Source organism: Nonomuraea sp. MTCD27 (assembly GCF_041950495.1).
Lineage (GTDB): Bacteria > Actinomycetota > Actinomycetes > Streptosporangiales > Streptosporangiaceae > Nonomuraea.
Map to the genome: position 1 here is coordinate 121479 of NZ_JBGNUW010000018.1, position 14157 is coordinate 135635.

General features: G+C 72.8%; 16 protein-coding genes. 9 read left to right on the plus strand and 7 right to left on the minus strand.

Annotated features, from left to right (window positions below):
• The first annotated feature begins 42 nt into the window (after positions 1-42).
• Genes ACBJ59_RS42500 through ACBJ59_RS42515 form a run of 4 tightly spaced genes read left to right on the plus strand, consistent with a single transcriptional unit; the run spans position 43 to position 4768 of the window.
• On the plus strand, positions 43-1218 hold the full coding sequence (locus tag ACBJ59_RS42500) for an acetyl-CoA C-acetyltransferase (RefSeq protein WP_375115770.1): 1176 nt from the start codon (positions 43-45) through the stop codon (positions 1216-1218).
• A 4-nt stretch (positions 1219-1222) separates the two neighbouring features.
• Positions 1223-2587: an alkaline phosphatase D family protein gene (locus ACBJ59_RS42505; RefSeq protein WP_375115771.1), complete on the plus strand. Its 1365-nt coding sequence runs from the start codon at positions 1223-1225 to the stop codon at positions 2585-2587.
• Between the two features lie 26 nt (positions 2588-2613).
• Positions 2614-4092 carry a glycoside hydrolase family 3 protein gene (locus tag ACBJ59_RS42510; RefSeq protein ID WP_375115772.1) on the plus strand — a complete coding sequence of 493 codons (1479 nt, stop codon included), beginning with the start codon at positions 2614-2616 and terminating at the stop codon, positions 4090-4092.
• Positions 4093-4096: 4 nt separating this feature from the next.
• Positions 4097-4768 (plus strand): pentapeptide repeat-containing protein, encoded by a 672-nt coding sequence (locus ACBJ59_RS42515; RefSeq protein ID WP_375115773.1) that lies wholly within the window; start codon positions 4097-4099, stop codon positions 4766-4768.
• An 8-nt stretch (positions 4769-4776) separates the two neighbouring features.
• Here the strand turns inward: ACBJ59_RS42515 and ACBJ59_RS42520 are convergent, their stop codons facing one another.
• From ACBJ59_RS42520 to ACBJ59_RS42540, 5 genes are read right to left on the minus strand one after another with little or no spacing between them, the layout of a single operon-like run.
• Complete coding sequence (locus tag ACBJ59_RS42520; protein ID WP_375115774.1) at positions 4777-5757, minus strand: zinc-binding dehydrogenase; 981 nt, start codon at positions 5755-5757, stop codon at positions 4777-4779.
• A 56-nt stretch (positions 5758-5813) separates the two neighbouring features.
• Complete coding sequence (locus tag ACBJ59_RS42525; protein ID WP_375115775.1) at positions 5814-6851, minus strand: NAD(P)H-dependent flavin oxidoreductase; 1038 nt, start codon at positions 6849-6851, stop codon at positions 5814-5816.
• A complete protein-coding gene (locus ACBJ59_RS42530; protein WP_375115776.1) occupies positions 6848-7570 on the minus strand; it encodes a CoA-transferase subunit beta in 723 nt (240 codons plus the stop codon). The genes ACBJ59_RS42525 and ACBJ59_RS42530 overlap by 4 nt, the downstream gene beginning before the upstream one ends.
• Entirely contained in the window at positions 7557-8330 is a 774-nt protein-coding gene (locus tag ACBJ59_RS42535) for a CoA transferase subunit A (RefSeq protein WP_375115777.1), read from the minus strand. Before ACBJ59_RS42535 ends, ACBJ59_RS42530 begins: the two co-directional genes overlap by 14 nt.
• Positions 8331-8386: 56 nt before the next feature.
• Complete coding sequence (locus ACBJ59_RS42540; RefSeq protein WP_375115778.1) at positions 8387-9115, minus strand: enoyl-CoA hydratase family protein; 729 nt, start codon at positions 9113-9115, stop codon at positions 8387-8389.
• A 45-nt stretch (positions 9116-9160) separates the two neighbouring features.
• On the opposite strand from ACBJ59_RS42540, the gene ACBJ59_RS42545 reads away from it, so the two are divergent.
• Both ACBJ59_RS42545 and ACBJ59_RS42550 read left to right on the plus strand, forming a co-directional pair.
• Positions 9161-9925: an SDR family oxidoreductase gene (locus ACBJ59_RS42545; RefSeq protein ID WP_375115779.1), complete on the plus strand. Its 765-nt coding sequence runs from the start codon at positions 9161-9163 to the stop codon at positions 9923-9925.
• Between the two features lie 31 nt (positions 9926-9956).
• The gene (locus tag ACBJ59_RS42550) at positions 9957-10868 is read left to right on the plus strand and encodes an SDR family oxidoreductase (RefSeq protein WP_375115780.1); all 912 of its coding nucleotides are present in this window, start codon (positions 9957-9959) and stop codon (positions 10866-10868) included.
• 134 nt (positions 10869-11002) lie between these two features.
• Here ACBJ59_RS42550 and ACBJ59_RS42555 read toward each other — a convergent pair whose 3' ends face one another.
• Complete coding sequence (locus tag ACBJ59_RS42555; protein ID WP_375115781.1) at positions 11003-11656, minus strand: NIPSNAP family protein; 654 nt, start codon at positions 11654-11656, stop codon at positions 11003-11005.
• A gap of 218 nt (positions 11657-11874) precedes the next feature.
• Here ACBJ59_RS42555 and ACBJ59_RS42560 point away from each other — a divergent pair, with 218 nt between their 5' ends.
• From ACBJ59_RS42560 to ACBJ59_RS42570, 3 genes are all read left to right on the plus strand, one after another.
• Positions 11875-12162 carry a hypothetical protein gene (locus ACBJ59_RS42560; RefSeq protein WP_375115782.1) on the plus strand — a complete coding sequence of 96 codons (288 nt, stop codon included), beginning with the start codon at positions 11875-11877 and terminating at the stop codon, positions 12160-12162.
• A 43-nt stretch (positions 12163-12205) separates the two neighbouring features.
• Positions 12206-12466, plus strand: a complete 261-nt coding sequence (locus ACBJ59_RS42565; protein WP_375115783.1) for a hypothetical protein — start codon at positions 12206-12208, stop codon at positions 12464-12466.
• A gap of 101 nt (positions 12467-12567) precedes the next feature.
• Entirely contained in the window at positions 12568-13380 is an 813-nt protein-coding gene (locus ACBJ59_RS42570; RefSeq protein ID WP_375115784.1) for a RimK family alpha-L-glutamate ligase, read from the plus strand.
• On the opposite strand, the gene ACBJ59_RS42575 is transcribed toward ACBJ59_RS42570, so the two are convergent.
• Complete coding sequence (locus tag ACBJ59_RS42575; protein ID WP_375115785.1) at positions 13381-14127, minus strand: SDR family oxidoreductase; 747 nt, start codon at positions 14125-14127, stop codon at positions 13381-13383.
• Between the last annotated feature and the right edge of the window lie 30 nt (positions 14128-14157).

A 14157-nucleotide genomic window follows, 5' to 3' on the forward strand; every position in this document is an offset into this window, starting at 1 on the left:
ACGGCATTAGCGGCTAGACCAAGCGCTTGCTACGATGCGGTAATGAGTGAGGCGTACATCGTCGGCGCCGTCCGCACCCCCGTGGGGCGCAGGAACGGCGGCCTGGCCGGAGCCCACCCCGCCGACCTCGGCGCGCACGTGCTCAAGGAGCTGATGTACCGGGCCGATGCCGACCCGTCGGCCGTCGAGGACGTGATGTTCGGCTGCGTGGACACGATCGGCCCGCAGGCCGGGGACATCGCCCGCACCTGCTGGCTGGCGGCCGGGCTGCCCGAGGAGGTGCCGGGCGTCACGATCGACCGCCAGTGCGGCTCGTCCCAGCAGGCGCTGCACTTCGCCGCCCAGGCCGTGCTGTCCGGCACGAACGACCTGGTGGTGGCCGGGGGAGTGCAGAACATGAGCATGATCCCCATCTCCTCCGCGATGCTCGCGGGCCGCCCGCTCGGGCACGAGACCCCCTTCGGGGGCTCCAAGGGCTGGGCCGAGCGGTACGGCACGCAGGAGGTCTCGCAGTTCGCCGGCGCCGAGATGATCGCCGCCCGGTGGGACCTCTCGCGGGAGGAGATGGAGCGGTACGCGTACGAGTCGCACCGAAGGGCGCTGCACGCCATCGACGCCGGACATTTCCGCCGCGAGATCGCCCCCTACGAGGGCGCCACCACGGACGAGGGTCCCCGCCGGGACACCACCCGCGAGAAGATGGCCGCACTCAAGCCCCTCACCGATGGGGGCCGGCTGACCGCCGCCCTGGCCTCCCAGATCTCCGACGGCGCCGCCGCCCTGCTCGTCGCCTCGCCCCGCGCCGTACGCGAGCACGGCCTCACCCCGCGCGCCCGCGTGCACCACCTGTCGGCGCGCGGCGACGACCCGATCATGATGCTCTCCGCCCCGATTCCCGCCACCGTGCACGCGCTCGGCATGACCGGCATGTCCATCGAGGACTTCGACGCGATCGAGATCAACGAGGCGTTCGCCTCGGTGGTGCTGGCCTGGACCAAGGAGACCGGCGCGGACCCCGCCAAGGTCAACCCGAACGGCGGCGCCATCGCCCTCGGCCACCCGCTCGGCGCGACCGGCGCCGTCCTCGCGGTCAAGCTCCTGCACGAGCTGGAGCGCACCGAAGGCAGGTACGGCCTGCTGACCATGTGCGAGGGCGGAGGACAGGCGAACGTCACCGTCATCGAGCGCCTCGCTCCCCCCGCCCAGGCGGCACCATGAGGGTATGGCGAATCCGTTCACCCTCGGCGTCGCCTCCGGCGAGCCGCTGCCCGACGGTGTGGTGCTCTGGACCCGGCTGGCGGTCAACCCCCTGAGCGCCGACCCCGCCCGGCCGGGTGGCATGGCGCCGCGGGCGGTCGAGGTGAGCTGGCAGCTGGCCGAGGACGAGCGCTTCACGCAGGGCCTGCGTCAGGGGACCGCCCAGGCGTTGCCGGCCTGGGCGCACAGCGTGCACGTCAGGGTGTCCGGGCTCAAGGCGGGCACCGACTACTTCTACCGGTTCAGGACGAGCGGCGGGCAGAGCCCCGTGGGGCGCACCAGGACGGCCGACGACCCGGAGTCGGCCCGGCCGGTGCGGTTCGCGGTGGCCGGCTGCCAGCGCTACGAGCACGGCTTCTACACCGCCTACCGGCACCTGGCGGCCGAGCGGCCGGACGTCGTCTTCCACGTCGGCGACTACATCTACGAGTCCCGCCAGTCGGCCCGCGTCGTGCGACCGCTCGGGCCGCTGCCCGGTGAGACGAGCCGGCTGCACGAATACCGCCAGCGCTACGCCCGCTACAAGACCGACCCCGACCTGCAGGCCGCGCATGCCGCCGCGCCGTGGGTGCCGACCTGGGACGACCACGAGGTGCTCGACAACTACCGGGGCAGGGGGGACGGGTCGGCGGCGTTCCTGAGGCGCCGGGACGCGGCCTACCAGGCGTACTACGAGAACCTGCCGATCCGGGTGCGGCCGCAGGGCGGGAACCTGCAGATGTATCGCAGGCGGACGTACGGGACGGTGGCCGACTTCATGGTGCTCGACGTGCGCCAGCACCGCGACGCCACGACCATGCTCGGCGCCGCGCAGGAGCAGTGGCTGCTCTCGCGGCTGGTCACCAGCCCGGTCAGGTGGCGCCTGCTGGTGCAGCCGCTGTTCTTCGCCCGCCGCTTCGTGCCCGGCCCGGCCCCGAACCTGCGCGGCGACTCCTGGGACGGTCACCAGGCGCAGCGCTCGCGCATCCTGGCGGCGAACGCGCCCGGCCTGGCCGTCTTCAGCGGTGACGTGCACAACGCCTGGGCCGGGGAGCTGAAGGCCGACTTCCTGGACCCGGGCTCGGCCGTCGTCGGGGCCGAGTTCGTGGGCACGTCGATCACCAGCATGCCCCCGGCCACCGACGGTCCCGCCGTGCTGGCCGCCAACCCGCATCTGAAGTTCTTCGACGACCACCGCGGTTACCTGTCGTGCACGGTGAGTGGCGAGGAGCTGCGGGTGGCGTTCCGCGCGGTGGACTTCGTGGACAATCCGGGGGCTCCGGTGCGTACGGTGGCGGAGTTCGTCACCAAGGGGAGCGGGCTGACGTCAGAAAATACCTCTAGCAAATAGGAAACTTTCCTATTAGATTTCGGGGCATGCCCCTGAGCGGTGACCTGCTTCGCCTCGCCGACGCCGTCCTTTTCCCCGGTTTCCCGGGACAGACGCCCCCCGACTGGATCCGACGCCGGCTCGGCGAGGGGCTGGCGGGCGTGGTGCTGTTCTCGCGCAACATCGCCGGCCCGGCCCAGGTGGCCCGGCTGACCGCCGCGCTGCGCGCCGAGAACCCCGCGGTGCTCGTCGGCACCGACGAGGAGTCGGGCGAGGTCACCAGGCTGGAGGTGGCCACCGGCAGCAGTCGCCCTGGCGGGTACGCGCTCGGCGTCGTGGACGACGTGGACCTCACCGAGTCGCTGGCCGCCGACCTCGGCGGGGACCTGGCCAGGGCGGGCATCACGATCGACTTCGCGCCTTCGGCCGACGTGAACTCCAACCCGGACAACCCGGTCATCGGCCTGCGGGCCTTCGGCGCCGAGCCGGAGCTGGTCGCCCGGCATACCAGGGCGTTCGTCCGGGGGCTGCAGTCGGCCGGGGTGGCCGCCTGCGCCAAGCACTTCCCCGGGCACGGGGACACCTCGGTGGACTCCCACCACGGGGTGCCGGTCGTCGCCGAGAGCGGGATCGAGGACGCGTTGCTCCCTTTCCGGGAGGCGATCGCGGAGGGGGTCAAGGCGGTCATGACCGGGCACCTCCTCGTGCCCTCGTACGACGCCGAGCGGCCCGCCACGCTCAGCCCCAAGGTGCTCACCGGGCTGCTCCGGGAGGAGCTCGGGTTCGACGGAATGATCATCACTGACGGCATCGAGATGGCCGCGGTGTCGGAGGCCCACGGGATCGGGGGCGCCTCCGCCCGCGCCATCGCCGCCGGCGCCGACGCGATCTGCGTCGGCGGCGAGCGGGCCGACGAGGCCACCGCGGCCGGGATCCGCGACGCGATCGCGGCGGCGGTGACCGAGGGGCTGCTGCCCGAGGAACGGCTGGCCGACGCCGCTCGCAGGGTCCGCGAGCTGGCCGCGTGGGCCGCCTCCTCGGGCAGCCCGGCTCCCGCGGACGGCGGCATCGGCCTGGCCGCGGCCCGCCGGGCGATCCGCGTCACCCGCCGCTCCGCCACGCCCGTGCTGCCGCTGGAGGCCGCGCCGCACGTGGTGGAGCTGGCCCCCGAGATGAACCTGGCCATCGACAGGAACACCCCGTGGGGCGTCGGCGAGCCCCTGAGCCGCCTGCGCCCCGGAACCGTGGTCACCCGCCTGACGGCCGGGCAGGCCACGGGCTCCGAGCTGGAGCGCCTGATCGGCGGAGCCGCCGGTCACCCGCTGGTCGTGGTGGTCAGGGACGTCCACCGCCACGCCTGGCAGTCGGAGGCCCTGCGGCACCTGCTCAGCGCCCGGCCGGACGCCGTGGTGGTGGAGATGGGCCTGCCCGCCCGCTCGGACCTGGGCGCCCTGCACGTCGCCACGTACGGCTCGGCCAGGGTCTGCGGCCAGGCGGCGGCGGAGTTGCTGACCGGTAGTCTCTGAGACCGTGAACTTCGACGGCGAGGACCTCTCCCGCAAAGCGCTGGCCGACCGGCTCCCGCCCGGCGAGGAGCACGTCTTGCGCGAGTGCGACCTGACGGAGACCGACCTGTGGGGCGCCTCGCTGGCGGGGGCCCGCTTCGAGTCCTGCGTGCTGGACCAGACCGACTTCCGCAGGGCCGACCTCGACGGCGCGGTGTTCGCGGGCGGCGGCGGGATGCGGACCAGGTTCAACGACGCCGACCTCATCGACGCGACCTTCACCGACGTGGACCTGTCGTCGGCCCAGTTCGCCGGGGCACTGCTGACGGACGCCTCGTTCACGGGCTGCCGCATGATCGGCGCCGTCCTGACCGGCTCCCGGGGCACCGGCTTCAGGGTGACCCGCTCCAACCTGACCCTGGCCAACCTGGGGGGTTGCTCGCTGCGCAAGGAGGTCATCGAGGGCGTCCGCTTCGACGACGCGGACCTGTCGGGCTGCGACTTCACCGAGGCCACGCTCAGCGACTGCCGCCTCATCGGCACGCGGCTGCTGCAGACGAAGTTCCACAAGGCGGACCTGCGCGGGGCGGACCTGGGCGAGCCGGACGACGCCAAGCTGCGCGCGTTCGCGGGCGCCATCATCAACCAGACGCAGGCCAACGCCATCCTCGCCGCCCGCGGCATCACCGTTCTCTAGCTGTTACGTCAGAGCGTCAGCAGCGTCTTGCCGGGCACCGCCCGGGCCTCCATGGCCGCGTGGGCGTCGGCCGCCCGCTCCAGGGGGAACGTGCGCCCGATGACCGGCCTGATGCGCCCCGCCGTGGCGGCCGCCAGCGCCCGCTCCGTACGCAGCCGCGCCCCGTCCGGCTCCGACAGGCCGAACAGCTGGTCGAGCCCGATCACCGTCACGCCCCGGCCCGCGGCCTCGGCCGGATCGATCGTCGTGGCCGAACCGCTGGAGGCCCCGTGGACGGAGAAGGTGCCGCCCCGCGCGGTGACCTCGAACGCCGCCCGCCCGATCGGCCCGCCGACCCCGTCGAAGACCACGTCGGGCCCCCGCCCGCCGGTCCCGCGCCGTACGAGGTCCGTCCAGCCGTCGCGGGTGTAGTCGACCACCACCTCGGCCCCCAGCTCCCGCGCCAGCTCCGCCTTCGGCCCGCTCCCCACGGCGGCGACCACCCGCGCCCCGGCGCCCAGCGCGAGCTGCACCAGCAGGCTGCCCAGCCCGCCGGCGGCGGCCTCGACCAGCACCCAGTCGCCCGCGCGGATCCCGGCCCGGTCGACCAGCCCCACCGCCGTGCCGCCGTCGTGCAGCAGGGCCGCCGCCTCCGGCAACCCCAGCCCGTCCGGCACCTCGACGAGCCCGCCCGCCTCGGCCACGGCCAGCTCCGCGTTGCCGCCGCGACCGGAGGCCGTGGAGACCGTCACCCGCCGTCCCTTCCAGTCCGGATCCACGTCCTCGCCCACCGCGACCACCCGCCCGGCCACGCCGCCGCCGGGCACGTAGGGCGGCTCCGGCAGCGGCGGCCCGGGGGTGATCCCGCGCCGCAGCTGCGTCTCCACGAAGTTGATCTCGGCCACCTCGACGCCCACGACGACCTGCCCCGGCCCGGCGACCGGATCCGGCACCTCCGCGGCCACCAGGACCTCCGGCCCGCCGAACCGCGTCACCTGTACTGCTCGCATGCTGGTCTCCCCTCATCGGTGTCGCGACCAGCCTGCTACCTCAATCGGACTTGAGGTCAACTCGGTGATCGGCCGGGCAGGCGGGCCAGGGCCGAGTCCGCCTCCGCGATCACACGCTCGATCAGCTCCCGGCAGGACGGCAGGTCGTCGATCACGCCCACCACCTGCCCGGAGGCCATCACCCCCAGGTCCACCCGCCCCTCCACCATGGCCGCCCGCAGCAGCACCGGCGTGTTCGCCGCCTGGAGCACCTGCGCCCAGGTCAGCTCGCGTCCCCGCCGCATGCGCCGCCCCTCGCGGACCATCGACCGCCACGACAACCCCGACAGCCGCTTGAACCTGGCCCCGTTCACCACGGCCCTGACCAGCCGCGACCGTTCGAGCGAGGCCACGAACGGCGTGCTCAGCACCCGGTGCGGCACCCCGTCCACGTTGGGCGTCACCACCGTCTCGCTCGCCGCCAGGTAGAACTTCTTCACCTCGTCGGGCACCGGCGAGTCGCTGGTCAGCAGGAAACGGGTGCCCATGGCGATCCCGCAGGCCCCGTACGCCAGCGCCGCCACCAGCCCGCGCCCGTCGAAGAACCCCCCGGCCGCGATCACCGGGATGTCCACCGCGTCCACCACCTGCGGCAGCAGCAGCGTGGTGGACACGGGGCCGGTGTGCCCGCCGCCCTCTCCGCCCTGCACGATCACCGCGTCCGCGCCCCAGCCCGCCACCTTCTCCGCGTGCCGGCGCGCACCCACCGACGGGACGGTCAGCACGCCCGCGTCCTTGAGCCGGGCGATCAGCTCCCGGCGCGGCGCCATCGCGAACGACGCCACCCGCACGCCCTCCCTGACCATCACCTCGATCCGCTCGGCCGCGTCGTCGGCGTCGGCGCGGATGTTCACCCCGAAGGGCGCGTCCGTGCGCTCCTTGACCCGCCGGATCGCCGCCGTCATCTCGGGCACCGACATGGTGGCCGCGCCGATCACGCCCAGGCCGCCGGCCGCCGAGGTGGCCGCCGCCAGCCGGGCGCCCGCGACGTATCCCATGCCGGTCTGCACGATGGGATGCCGGCAGCCCACCAGCGCGGTCAGCGCGGTCCTCACGCCGCAACCTCGCGGTCGCGCAGGCGGCCGGGGTCGAGCCGGTCGAGGACGCGGAGCTCCTCGGCGGTCGGCTCCCGTGTCTGGGCGACATTTCCGGAAACGTCGCTCAGCTCGAACCCTGTGGCCGCCACCACGTCGTCCACGCTCACCCCCGGATGCACGGACACCAGCCGCATGCCCCCATCAGGCGAGCCGAAGTCCAGCACGGCCAGATCCGTCACCACCCGCCGCAGCTCGTACGCCCCCCGGTCCGTGCCGAGCCCGCTGACCATGTCCACCTCGGGCACGAACACCCGGGTCGAGTGCCGGGGGATCCAGTAGCTCGTCGGGTCGCACCGCGTGTTCCCCGGCGCCCCGCGCACCCCCAGCAGCTGCGCCTTGGGCCGCGCCCAGTCGCCGACGCAGGAGATGTTCGTGTTGCCGTACCGGTCGATCTGGCTGGCCCCGAGCATGACGTGCCGGCGGCCGTTCAGCACCAGCCACAGGTGCTCGCGGAACGGCAGCCAGCCCTCCACCACCTCCGGCGCCTCCCCAAGGCCGGGCACGTCGCCGGTGAGCAGGCAGGTGCCGTCGTGCGTGAGCAGCTCCGGCTCGAACGTCAGCCGCGCCAGCCGCGCCGCCAGCACCGTGATCGCCCCGCCGATCCCGGCCGCGAGGATCTCCCCGTCGCCCCTGAACGCCTCCGCGCACGCCACCACGCAAACGTCAGCCCTGCTCACGGAACTCCTCCCAGGGGGTCTCCACGTACCGCCGCTGCGCCGCCTCGTCGCGCCCGTAGTCCGGCTCGCACGAGGTGAACCCGGCCCCGCCCGGCGCCTCCACCACGCCGGCCACCATCGACCGGCTGATCAGCAACGACTGCACCGGCCCCTCCTTCAGCAGGTCGGCCGTGTCCACGATCCGCTCGCACGACACGTAGCACCGCCCGGCCGCCTTCGCGTAGAGGTCGTCGAAGTACGGGTCGGGGCCCAGGTACTGCGCGTTCCCCCGGGCGTCGGCCCGGTTCAGGTGGACGAGCGCCACGTCGGTGGTCAGCGCCGGCACCGCCACCAGCTCCTCCCCGTCCCCGTACGGCGACCGCACCGTCCGCAGCTCCGGGTTGACCCGCATGACGTCCGACCCCGTCCCCGCCCGCGTCGGCAGGAACGGCAGCCGGTGCGCGCCCGCCAGCAGCCCGAACATGAACATGCCCTCGTCGTACTCCGTGAACTCGATCTCCCCGGCCTGCCGGGCCTTCCTGAAGTGCGGCTCCAGGGGGATGGAGTCCAGCGTCACGAACGGGGCCACGACCCTGCGCACCTTCCCGGCCGCGCACAACATGCCCACGTCCGGGCCGCCGTACGAGACGACGGTGAGATCGCGGGCGGGGGAGCGGAGGAGGGCCCGGACGAGGGCCATGGGCTTGCGGCGCGAGCCCCACCCGCCGATGCCGATCGTCATCCCGCTCTCCACGGAGGCGGCCACCTGCTCGGCCGTCATCACCTTGCTCGCCGGAACGCCCGCAGGGCCGCCCGCCGGAACGCTCGCCGGAGCCGTCACGTGAACCGCTCCCGGTGCCGGTCGCCGATGCCCAGGAGGTTCAGCTCGAAGGTGAAGCCCTGCTCGAAGCGGTAGCTGCGGTTGACGTCCACCGGGTCGATGCCGTTGAGCGCCTCCTTGGCGCGCCGGATCACGTACGGGTCTTTCGCCGCGATCTGCCCGGCCACCTCCAGCGCCGCGTCCCGCAGCTTGTCGCGCGGCACCACCTCCAGCACCGACCCGAACGCGTGCAGCTCCGCCGCCGTGACGTTCCGGCACGTGTAGACCATGGCCCGCAGCAGATGCTGGGGCACCAGCCGGGCCAGGTGCGTGGCCGCGCCCAGCGCGCCCCGGTCCACCTCGGGCAGCCCGAAGTACGCCTCCTCGCTGGCCACCACCACGTCCGCGTTCCCGGCCAGGCCGACCCCGCCGCCCAGGCAGTGCCCGTGCACGGCCGCGACGACGGGCACCGCGCACTCGTACACGGCCGCGAACGCCGCGTAACACGCCCGGTTGGCCCCGACCAGTGCCGTGAAACCCTCGGTGTCGCGCATCTCCTTGATGTCCACGCCGGCGTTGAACCCGCGCCCCTCGGCCCGCAGCACGACCACCCTGGTCCCGGGGTCGTCCCCGGCCGCGCGCACGGCCCGCGCCAGCTCCTCCCAGTCCCGCACGGCCAACGCGTTCACCGGCGGCACGTCCACGACGACCTCGGCGACGGGCCCGTCCAGCAGCGAGATCCCCATTACCCTCCTCGCTCCACCTAACGCTTGCTTGGTACGGTAGCACCCGTGACCGTGACTTTCGACTACGCGGGCAAGGCCGTCCTGGTGACCGGCGGCACCAGGGGAATCGGCGCCGGGATCGCCGCCGCCTTCCGCGCGGCGGGCGCCGAGGTCACCGTCTGCGCCCGTACCCGGCCCGAGTCCGTCCCGGACCGGTTCGTGCAGGCCGACGTGCGGGTTCCCGAGGACGTCGACCGGCTGATCTCCGGGTTCGACCGGCTCGACGTGGTGGTCAACAACGCCGGCGGTTCGCCGCCCGCGCCCCTGGAGGGCACCTCGCCGCGGCTGCACGCCCGCGTCATCGAGCTCAACCTGACGGCGCCGCTGCTGGTCTCGCAGCGTGCGTACCCGCTGCTCGCCGCCGTCGGCGGGGCGGTCGTGATGATCGGCAGCGCGAGCGGCGCCCGTCCCTCGCCCGGCACCGCCGCCTACGGCGCCGCCAAGGCCGGCCTGCACCACCTGGCCCGCTGCCTGGCCGCCGAGTGGGCGCCCCTGGTACGGGTCAACACGGTTGTGGTGGGCCTGGCCGCCACCCAGGACGCCTCCGGCGCGAGCCCGGCCGCCACGCGGGACGCCGCCGACCACTACGGCGGCCGGGCGGATCTGGACGGCAGGGCCATTCCGGCCGGCCGGATGGCCACGCCCGCCGACGTGGCGCAGGCGTGCCTGTGGCTGGCCGCGCCCGGCTACGTGACCGGCGCGGAGGTACGGGTGGACGGCGGCGGCGAGATCCCCGCCTGGCGACACCTAGTTTCCGGCGACATTTCCTGATATCTCTGCTTGATCCTTCCGGGAGGTCTGTGTGGGAATCTGTGCCGGCCGCGTGGTGGTCGTGACGGGTGCCGGTCGCGGCATCGGCAGGGAGCACGCCCTGGAGTTCGCCCGGCAGGGCGCCCGCGTGGTGGTGAACGACCTCGGCACCGGCCCCGGCGGCGAGGGCCTCTCGGCCGGGCCCGCGCTGGCCGTGGCCGAGGAGATCGACCGGCTCGGCGGGCAGGCGGTGGCCAGCAGCGACGACGTGGCCGACTGGGACGGGGCCGCGCGGCTGGTCAAGACCGCCGTGAGCGCGTTCGGCCGGCTGGACGTGCTGGTCAACAACGCGGGCTTCGTACGGGACCGGATGCTGGTCTCGATGACCGAGCAGGAGTGGGACGACGTCGTACGCGTCCACCTCAAAGGCCACTTCCTCCCGCTGCGGCACGCGGCGGCGTACTGGCGGGAGCGGGCCAAGGCCGGCGACCGGGTCAGCGGACGGGTGATCAACACCTCGTCCGGCGCGGGCCTGATGGGCAGCGTCGGCCAGGGGAACTACGCGGCGGCCAAGGCGGGCATCGCCGCGCTGACCCAGGTGGCCGCCGCCGAACTGGCCAGGTACGGCGTCACGGTGAACGCCATCGCCCCCGCCGCCCGCACCCGCATGACGGAGGAGGTGTTCACCACGGTCATGGCCAGGCCGGAGTCCGGCTTCGACCCCATGGACCCCGCGAACGTGGCCCCCCTCGTCGTCTGGCTCGGGTCCGAGGAGTCGGCCCACGTGACGGGGCGGGTGTTCGAGGTGGAGGGCGGCGCGATCTCCGTGGCCACCGGCTGGCACCACGGCCCGCGCGTGGACCGCGGCGCCCGCTGGGACCCGGCGGCCGTCGGCGAGGCCGTCACCACCCTCCTGGCCACCGCCCCACCCCCGGAGCCGGTCTACGGCGCGCCCCCCGGGTGACGGCAGCGACCGGACGGTCGCGTCCGGAGAGCGGCGGTCAGAGGGTTGCGGGTCGGGGTGCGGCGGTCGGAGTGCGGCGGCCAGATGGCAGTGGTCGGAGGGTGGCGGCCGGAGGGCGTCGGCGATCGGGTCCCTCAGCGCATGGCGGAGCGGGCGGTGGGGCGCAGGCGGAGCCGGACCGGGGCGGCGGTGAGGCGGGACTTCAGCATCGGCAGCTCCACCTCCCGCTCCTCCTCCGGCGTGTCGAACCGGGCGAACCACACGAACACGTTCTCCCCGGTCCGTACGGGCAACCGCGGATAGGTGTTCTCCGCGTGCTCGGTCTCCAGGCAGGCGACCGGCGGCACCCCGGCCTCGGCCAGCGCCGGCGCGACCTCCCGCGCGAAGAAGCCGGCGAAGCCGTCCTCGACGTGGTAGATCGTGGCGACGTACAGGGACGGCGGCGGCTCCCCGGCGCCCACCGGCGGCCGCTCCCAGGAGGGCGGCTCCGGCCCCACGGGGTGCAGCAGCAGCACGTCGTCGGAGTCGATCATCGTGGCGTTGGCCTCGTCACGGTGAGTGAGCCACACCGGCCCGCCGTAGAAGGCCTCCAGTGACGCCCGCCGGGAGGGCATGTCGGGAAAGGCCCGCAGCCAGGGGAACGTGTCGGGCTCGCCGGCCTCCCGGAAGGAGCCGGTGACGCGCATGCCCGTGGCCTCCTGCGCCTCGATGAACTCCCGCTCGAACAGCGAGATCAGGGTGTCCCGCCGTCCCGGGCGCATCGTGTAGCGCCGCAACTCGTAGATCATGCCAGGGACGTTAGGCCCGGGTCACTGACACCTCATGTCAGCGTCCGCTCCGAACAATATTCTGATCACTGAGAGCTACCGTAAAGCAACGGAGAGTTATATGGTGGGGCTGACCTTGATCCCCTGAGGTCAGCGAAGGTCAAAAAGGGGTGGTGGTGCGCTCGAGGGCCCTGGCGAGCCGCCGTCCTGAAGGGCTTCCCACTGGCGAAGGAGCAGACGTGATCAGAAGGGTGTGCGCAGCCGCGGTCGTACTGGCAGCGATCGCCGGCGGCGCACTACTTGCAGTCCCCGCTCACGCTGACGACGACTGGGCCGGCCCGTGGACTGGTGACGACTGGTCCGCCAACCGGAGCAGCAACAGCGATTCGTCCCAGTCAGGAAACAACTTCGGTGACGTCCTCGCCGGCAACCGCGGCGACGGACACTCCACCAACGTCAACAACGTCAACGGCATCGCGTCGACCGCCACCAACGGCGGGATCACGGTGACGTACATCTTCCACTGACCGGCTGACGTCCGGAAGAACAGCACTCCGAAAGGACCTCGACATGATCAAGAAGCTCTGTGTGACCGGCGCCATCGTCGCCGCCGCAGCCGGTGTGACCCTGGTGTCGGCCCCCGCGTACGCCGACACCAACGCGGGCAACTCCAGCTCGAACAACGACTCCTCGCAGTCGGGCAACAACTTCGGCAACGTCGTCAACGCCAACGTGAGCGGCCATGGCGCGACCGGGGTCAACAACGTCAACGGCAACACGGTGACCGCCAGCAACGGCAGTGACGTGGTCGTCGACGACGTGCACGACTGATCGGGCGGGCCGCGCCGCGCGGCGCCAGAACGCGGCGCGCCCCGGATCGTGCGCGAGCCGGGTCCGATATGGCCCGGCTCGCGGCGTAATAGCATCCGTGGGTGACTATCTGTGCTTATGCCACTTTTGCGGAACCTCATGGCGACGACGAGCGTGACCTGGTGCTGGCCGCCTGGCGGGAGGCCGGCATCGAGGGGCGCGTCGAGCGCTGGGACGACCCGGCGGTCGACTGGAGATCGTACGACGCCGTGGTGGTCCGCTCCGTCTGGGACTACATCCTCAGGCGGGAGGAGTTCCTCGCGTGGGCACGGGGCGTGGAGTCGGTCACGAGGCTGCTGAACCCGTACGCCGTGCTGGAGTCCAACACCGACAAGACCTACCTGCGGGACCTCGGCGTGCCGACCGTCCCCACGCACTGGTCGTCGCAGGACCTGCCGGACTGGCCCGAATACGTCGTCAAGCCCACCGTCTCCGGCGGGGCCCGCGACACTACCAGGACCGCCGACCGCGCCGAGGCGGCGAGGCTGGCCGCGGCGCTGGAGGCCAAGGGGCACACGCCGATGGTGCAGCCGTACCTCGACATGGTCGAGTCGGAGGGCGAGACCTCGCTGCTGTACTTCAACGGCCGTCTCAGCCACGCCGTCCGCCGCAACCCCATGCTCGTCCCCGGGATGACGATCGACGACAACGCGCGGGCCCAGCTCCGCACACCAGCCCCGGACCAGGTCGAACTCGCCGAGAAGGTGCTCACCGCCGTACCCCATGTCCTTCTCTATGCCAGGGTCGACCTGGTCCGGCTTTCCGACGGCACACCCGCCGTCATCGAGCTGGAGCTGACCGAGCCCTACCTCTTCCTGGGCCACGAGCCGTCCGCGGCGGCGAGTTTCGCCAAGGCGCTGACCGAGCTGCTCTGATCAACAGGAGATCCCGCCGTCCACCGGGATGACCGTGCCGGTGAGGTACGCCCCCGCCCGCGACGACAGGAAGATCGCCGCGCCCGCCATGTCCTCGGGCCGTCCGATGCGGCCCAGCGGGACGTTCGAGGCGATGGCCTCGCGGGTGGCGGGGTCGTCGAGCGCGAACGCCATCATCTTCGAGTCGAAGGGCCCGGGGGCGATGGCGTTGACCGTGATGTGCTCCTTCGCCAGCTGCTTGGCCAGGTGCCGGGTCAGCATGTGCACGGCGGACTTCGTCGAGGAGTAGGCGTAGCTCTCCAGCGCGGGCACCTTGATGCCGTCGATCGAGCCCACGTTGATCACCCGGGCCGGGTCGTCCGCGCTCGCCGCCTCCCTGAGCCGGGGCAGGAACCTCTGGGTCAGGTAGAAGACACCTTTGACGTTGATGTTCCAGAGCTTGTCGAAGGCCGACTCCGGATACTCCTCCAGGGGCGCGCCCCAGGTCGCCCCCGCGTTGTTCACCAGCACGTGCAGCGGCCCGTCCACCGCCGACACCAGCCGCTCCAGCCCCTCGGGCGTGGACAGGTCGGCCGGCACGGCGAAGCAGCCCAGCTCGGCGGCGGTCTTCTCGACCTCGGCCGCCTTGCGGGCGGAGATGTAGACGGTCGCTCCGGCCTCCATGAACCCGGCGGCGATCATGCGCCCGATGCCCCGCGAACCGCCGGTCACGACGACGGTCTTGCCTTCCACTGAGAACAGAGTCATGTTCTGGGAGCATGCCATACCGAACGGTCG

Coding starts and splice junctions, on each gene's coding strand:
- ACBJ59_RS42500 (WP_375115770.1), top strand. CDS start 43: ATGAGTGAGGCGTACATCGTCGGCGCCGTCCGCACCCCCGTGGGGCGC.
- ACBJ59_RS42505 (WP_375115771.1), top strand. CDS start 1,223: ATGGCGAATCCGTTCACCCTCGGCGTCGCCTCCGGCGAGCCGCTGCCC.
- ACBJ59_RS42510 (WP_375115772.1), top strand. CDS start 2,614: ATGCCCCTGAGCGGTGACCTGCTTCGCCTCGCCGACGCCGTCCTTTTC.
- ACBJ59_RS42520 (WP_375115774.1), bottom strand. CDS start 5,757: ATGCGAGCAGTACAGGTGACGCGGTTCGGCGGGCCGGAGGTCCTGGTG.
- ACBJ59_RS42535 (WP_375115777.1), bottom strand. CDS start 8,330: ATGACGGCCGAGCAGGTGGCCGCCTCCGTGGAGAGCGGGATGACGATC.
- ACBJ59_RS42540 (WP_375115778.1), bottom strand. CDS start 9,115: ATGGGGATCTCGCTGCTGGACGGGCCCGTCGCCGAGGTCGTCGTGGAC.
- ACBJ59_RS42555 (WP_375115781.1), bottom strand. CDS start 11,656: ATGATCTACGAGTTGCGGCGCTACACGATGCGCCCGGGACGGCGGGAC.
- ACBJ59_RS42565 (WP_375115783.1), top strand. CDS start 12,206: ATGATCAAGAAGCTCTGTGTGACCGGCGCCATCGTCGCCGCCGCAGCC.
- ACBJ59_RS42575 (WP_375115785.1), bottom strand. CDS start 14,127: ATGACTCTGTTCTCAGTGGAAGGCAAGACCGTCGTCGTGACCGGCGGT.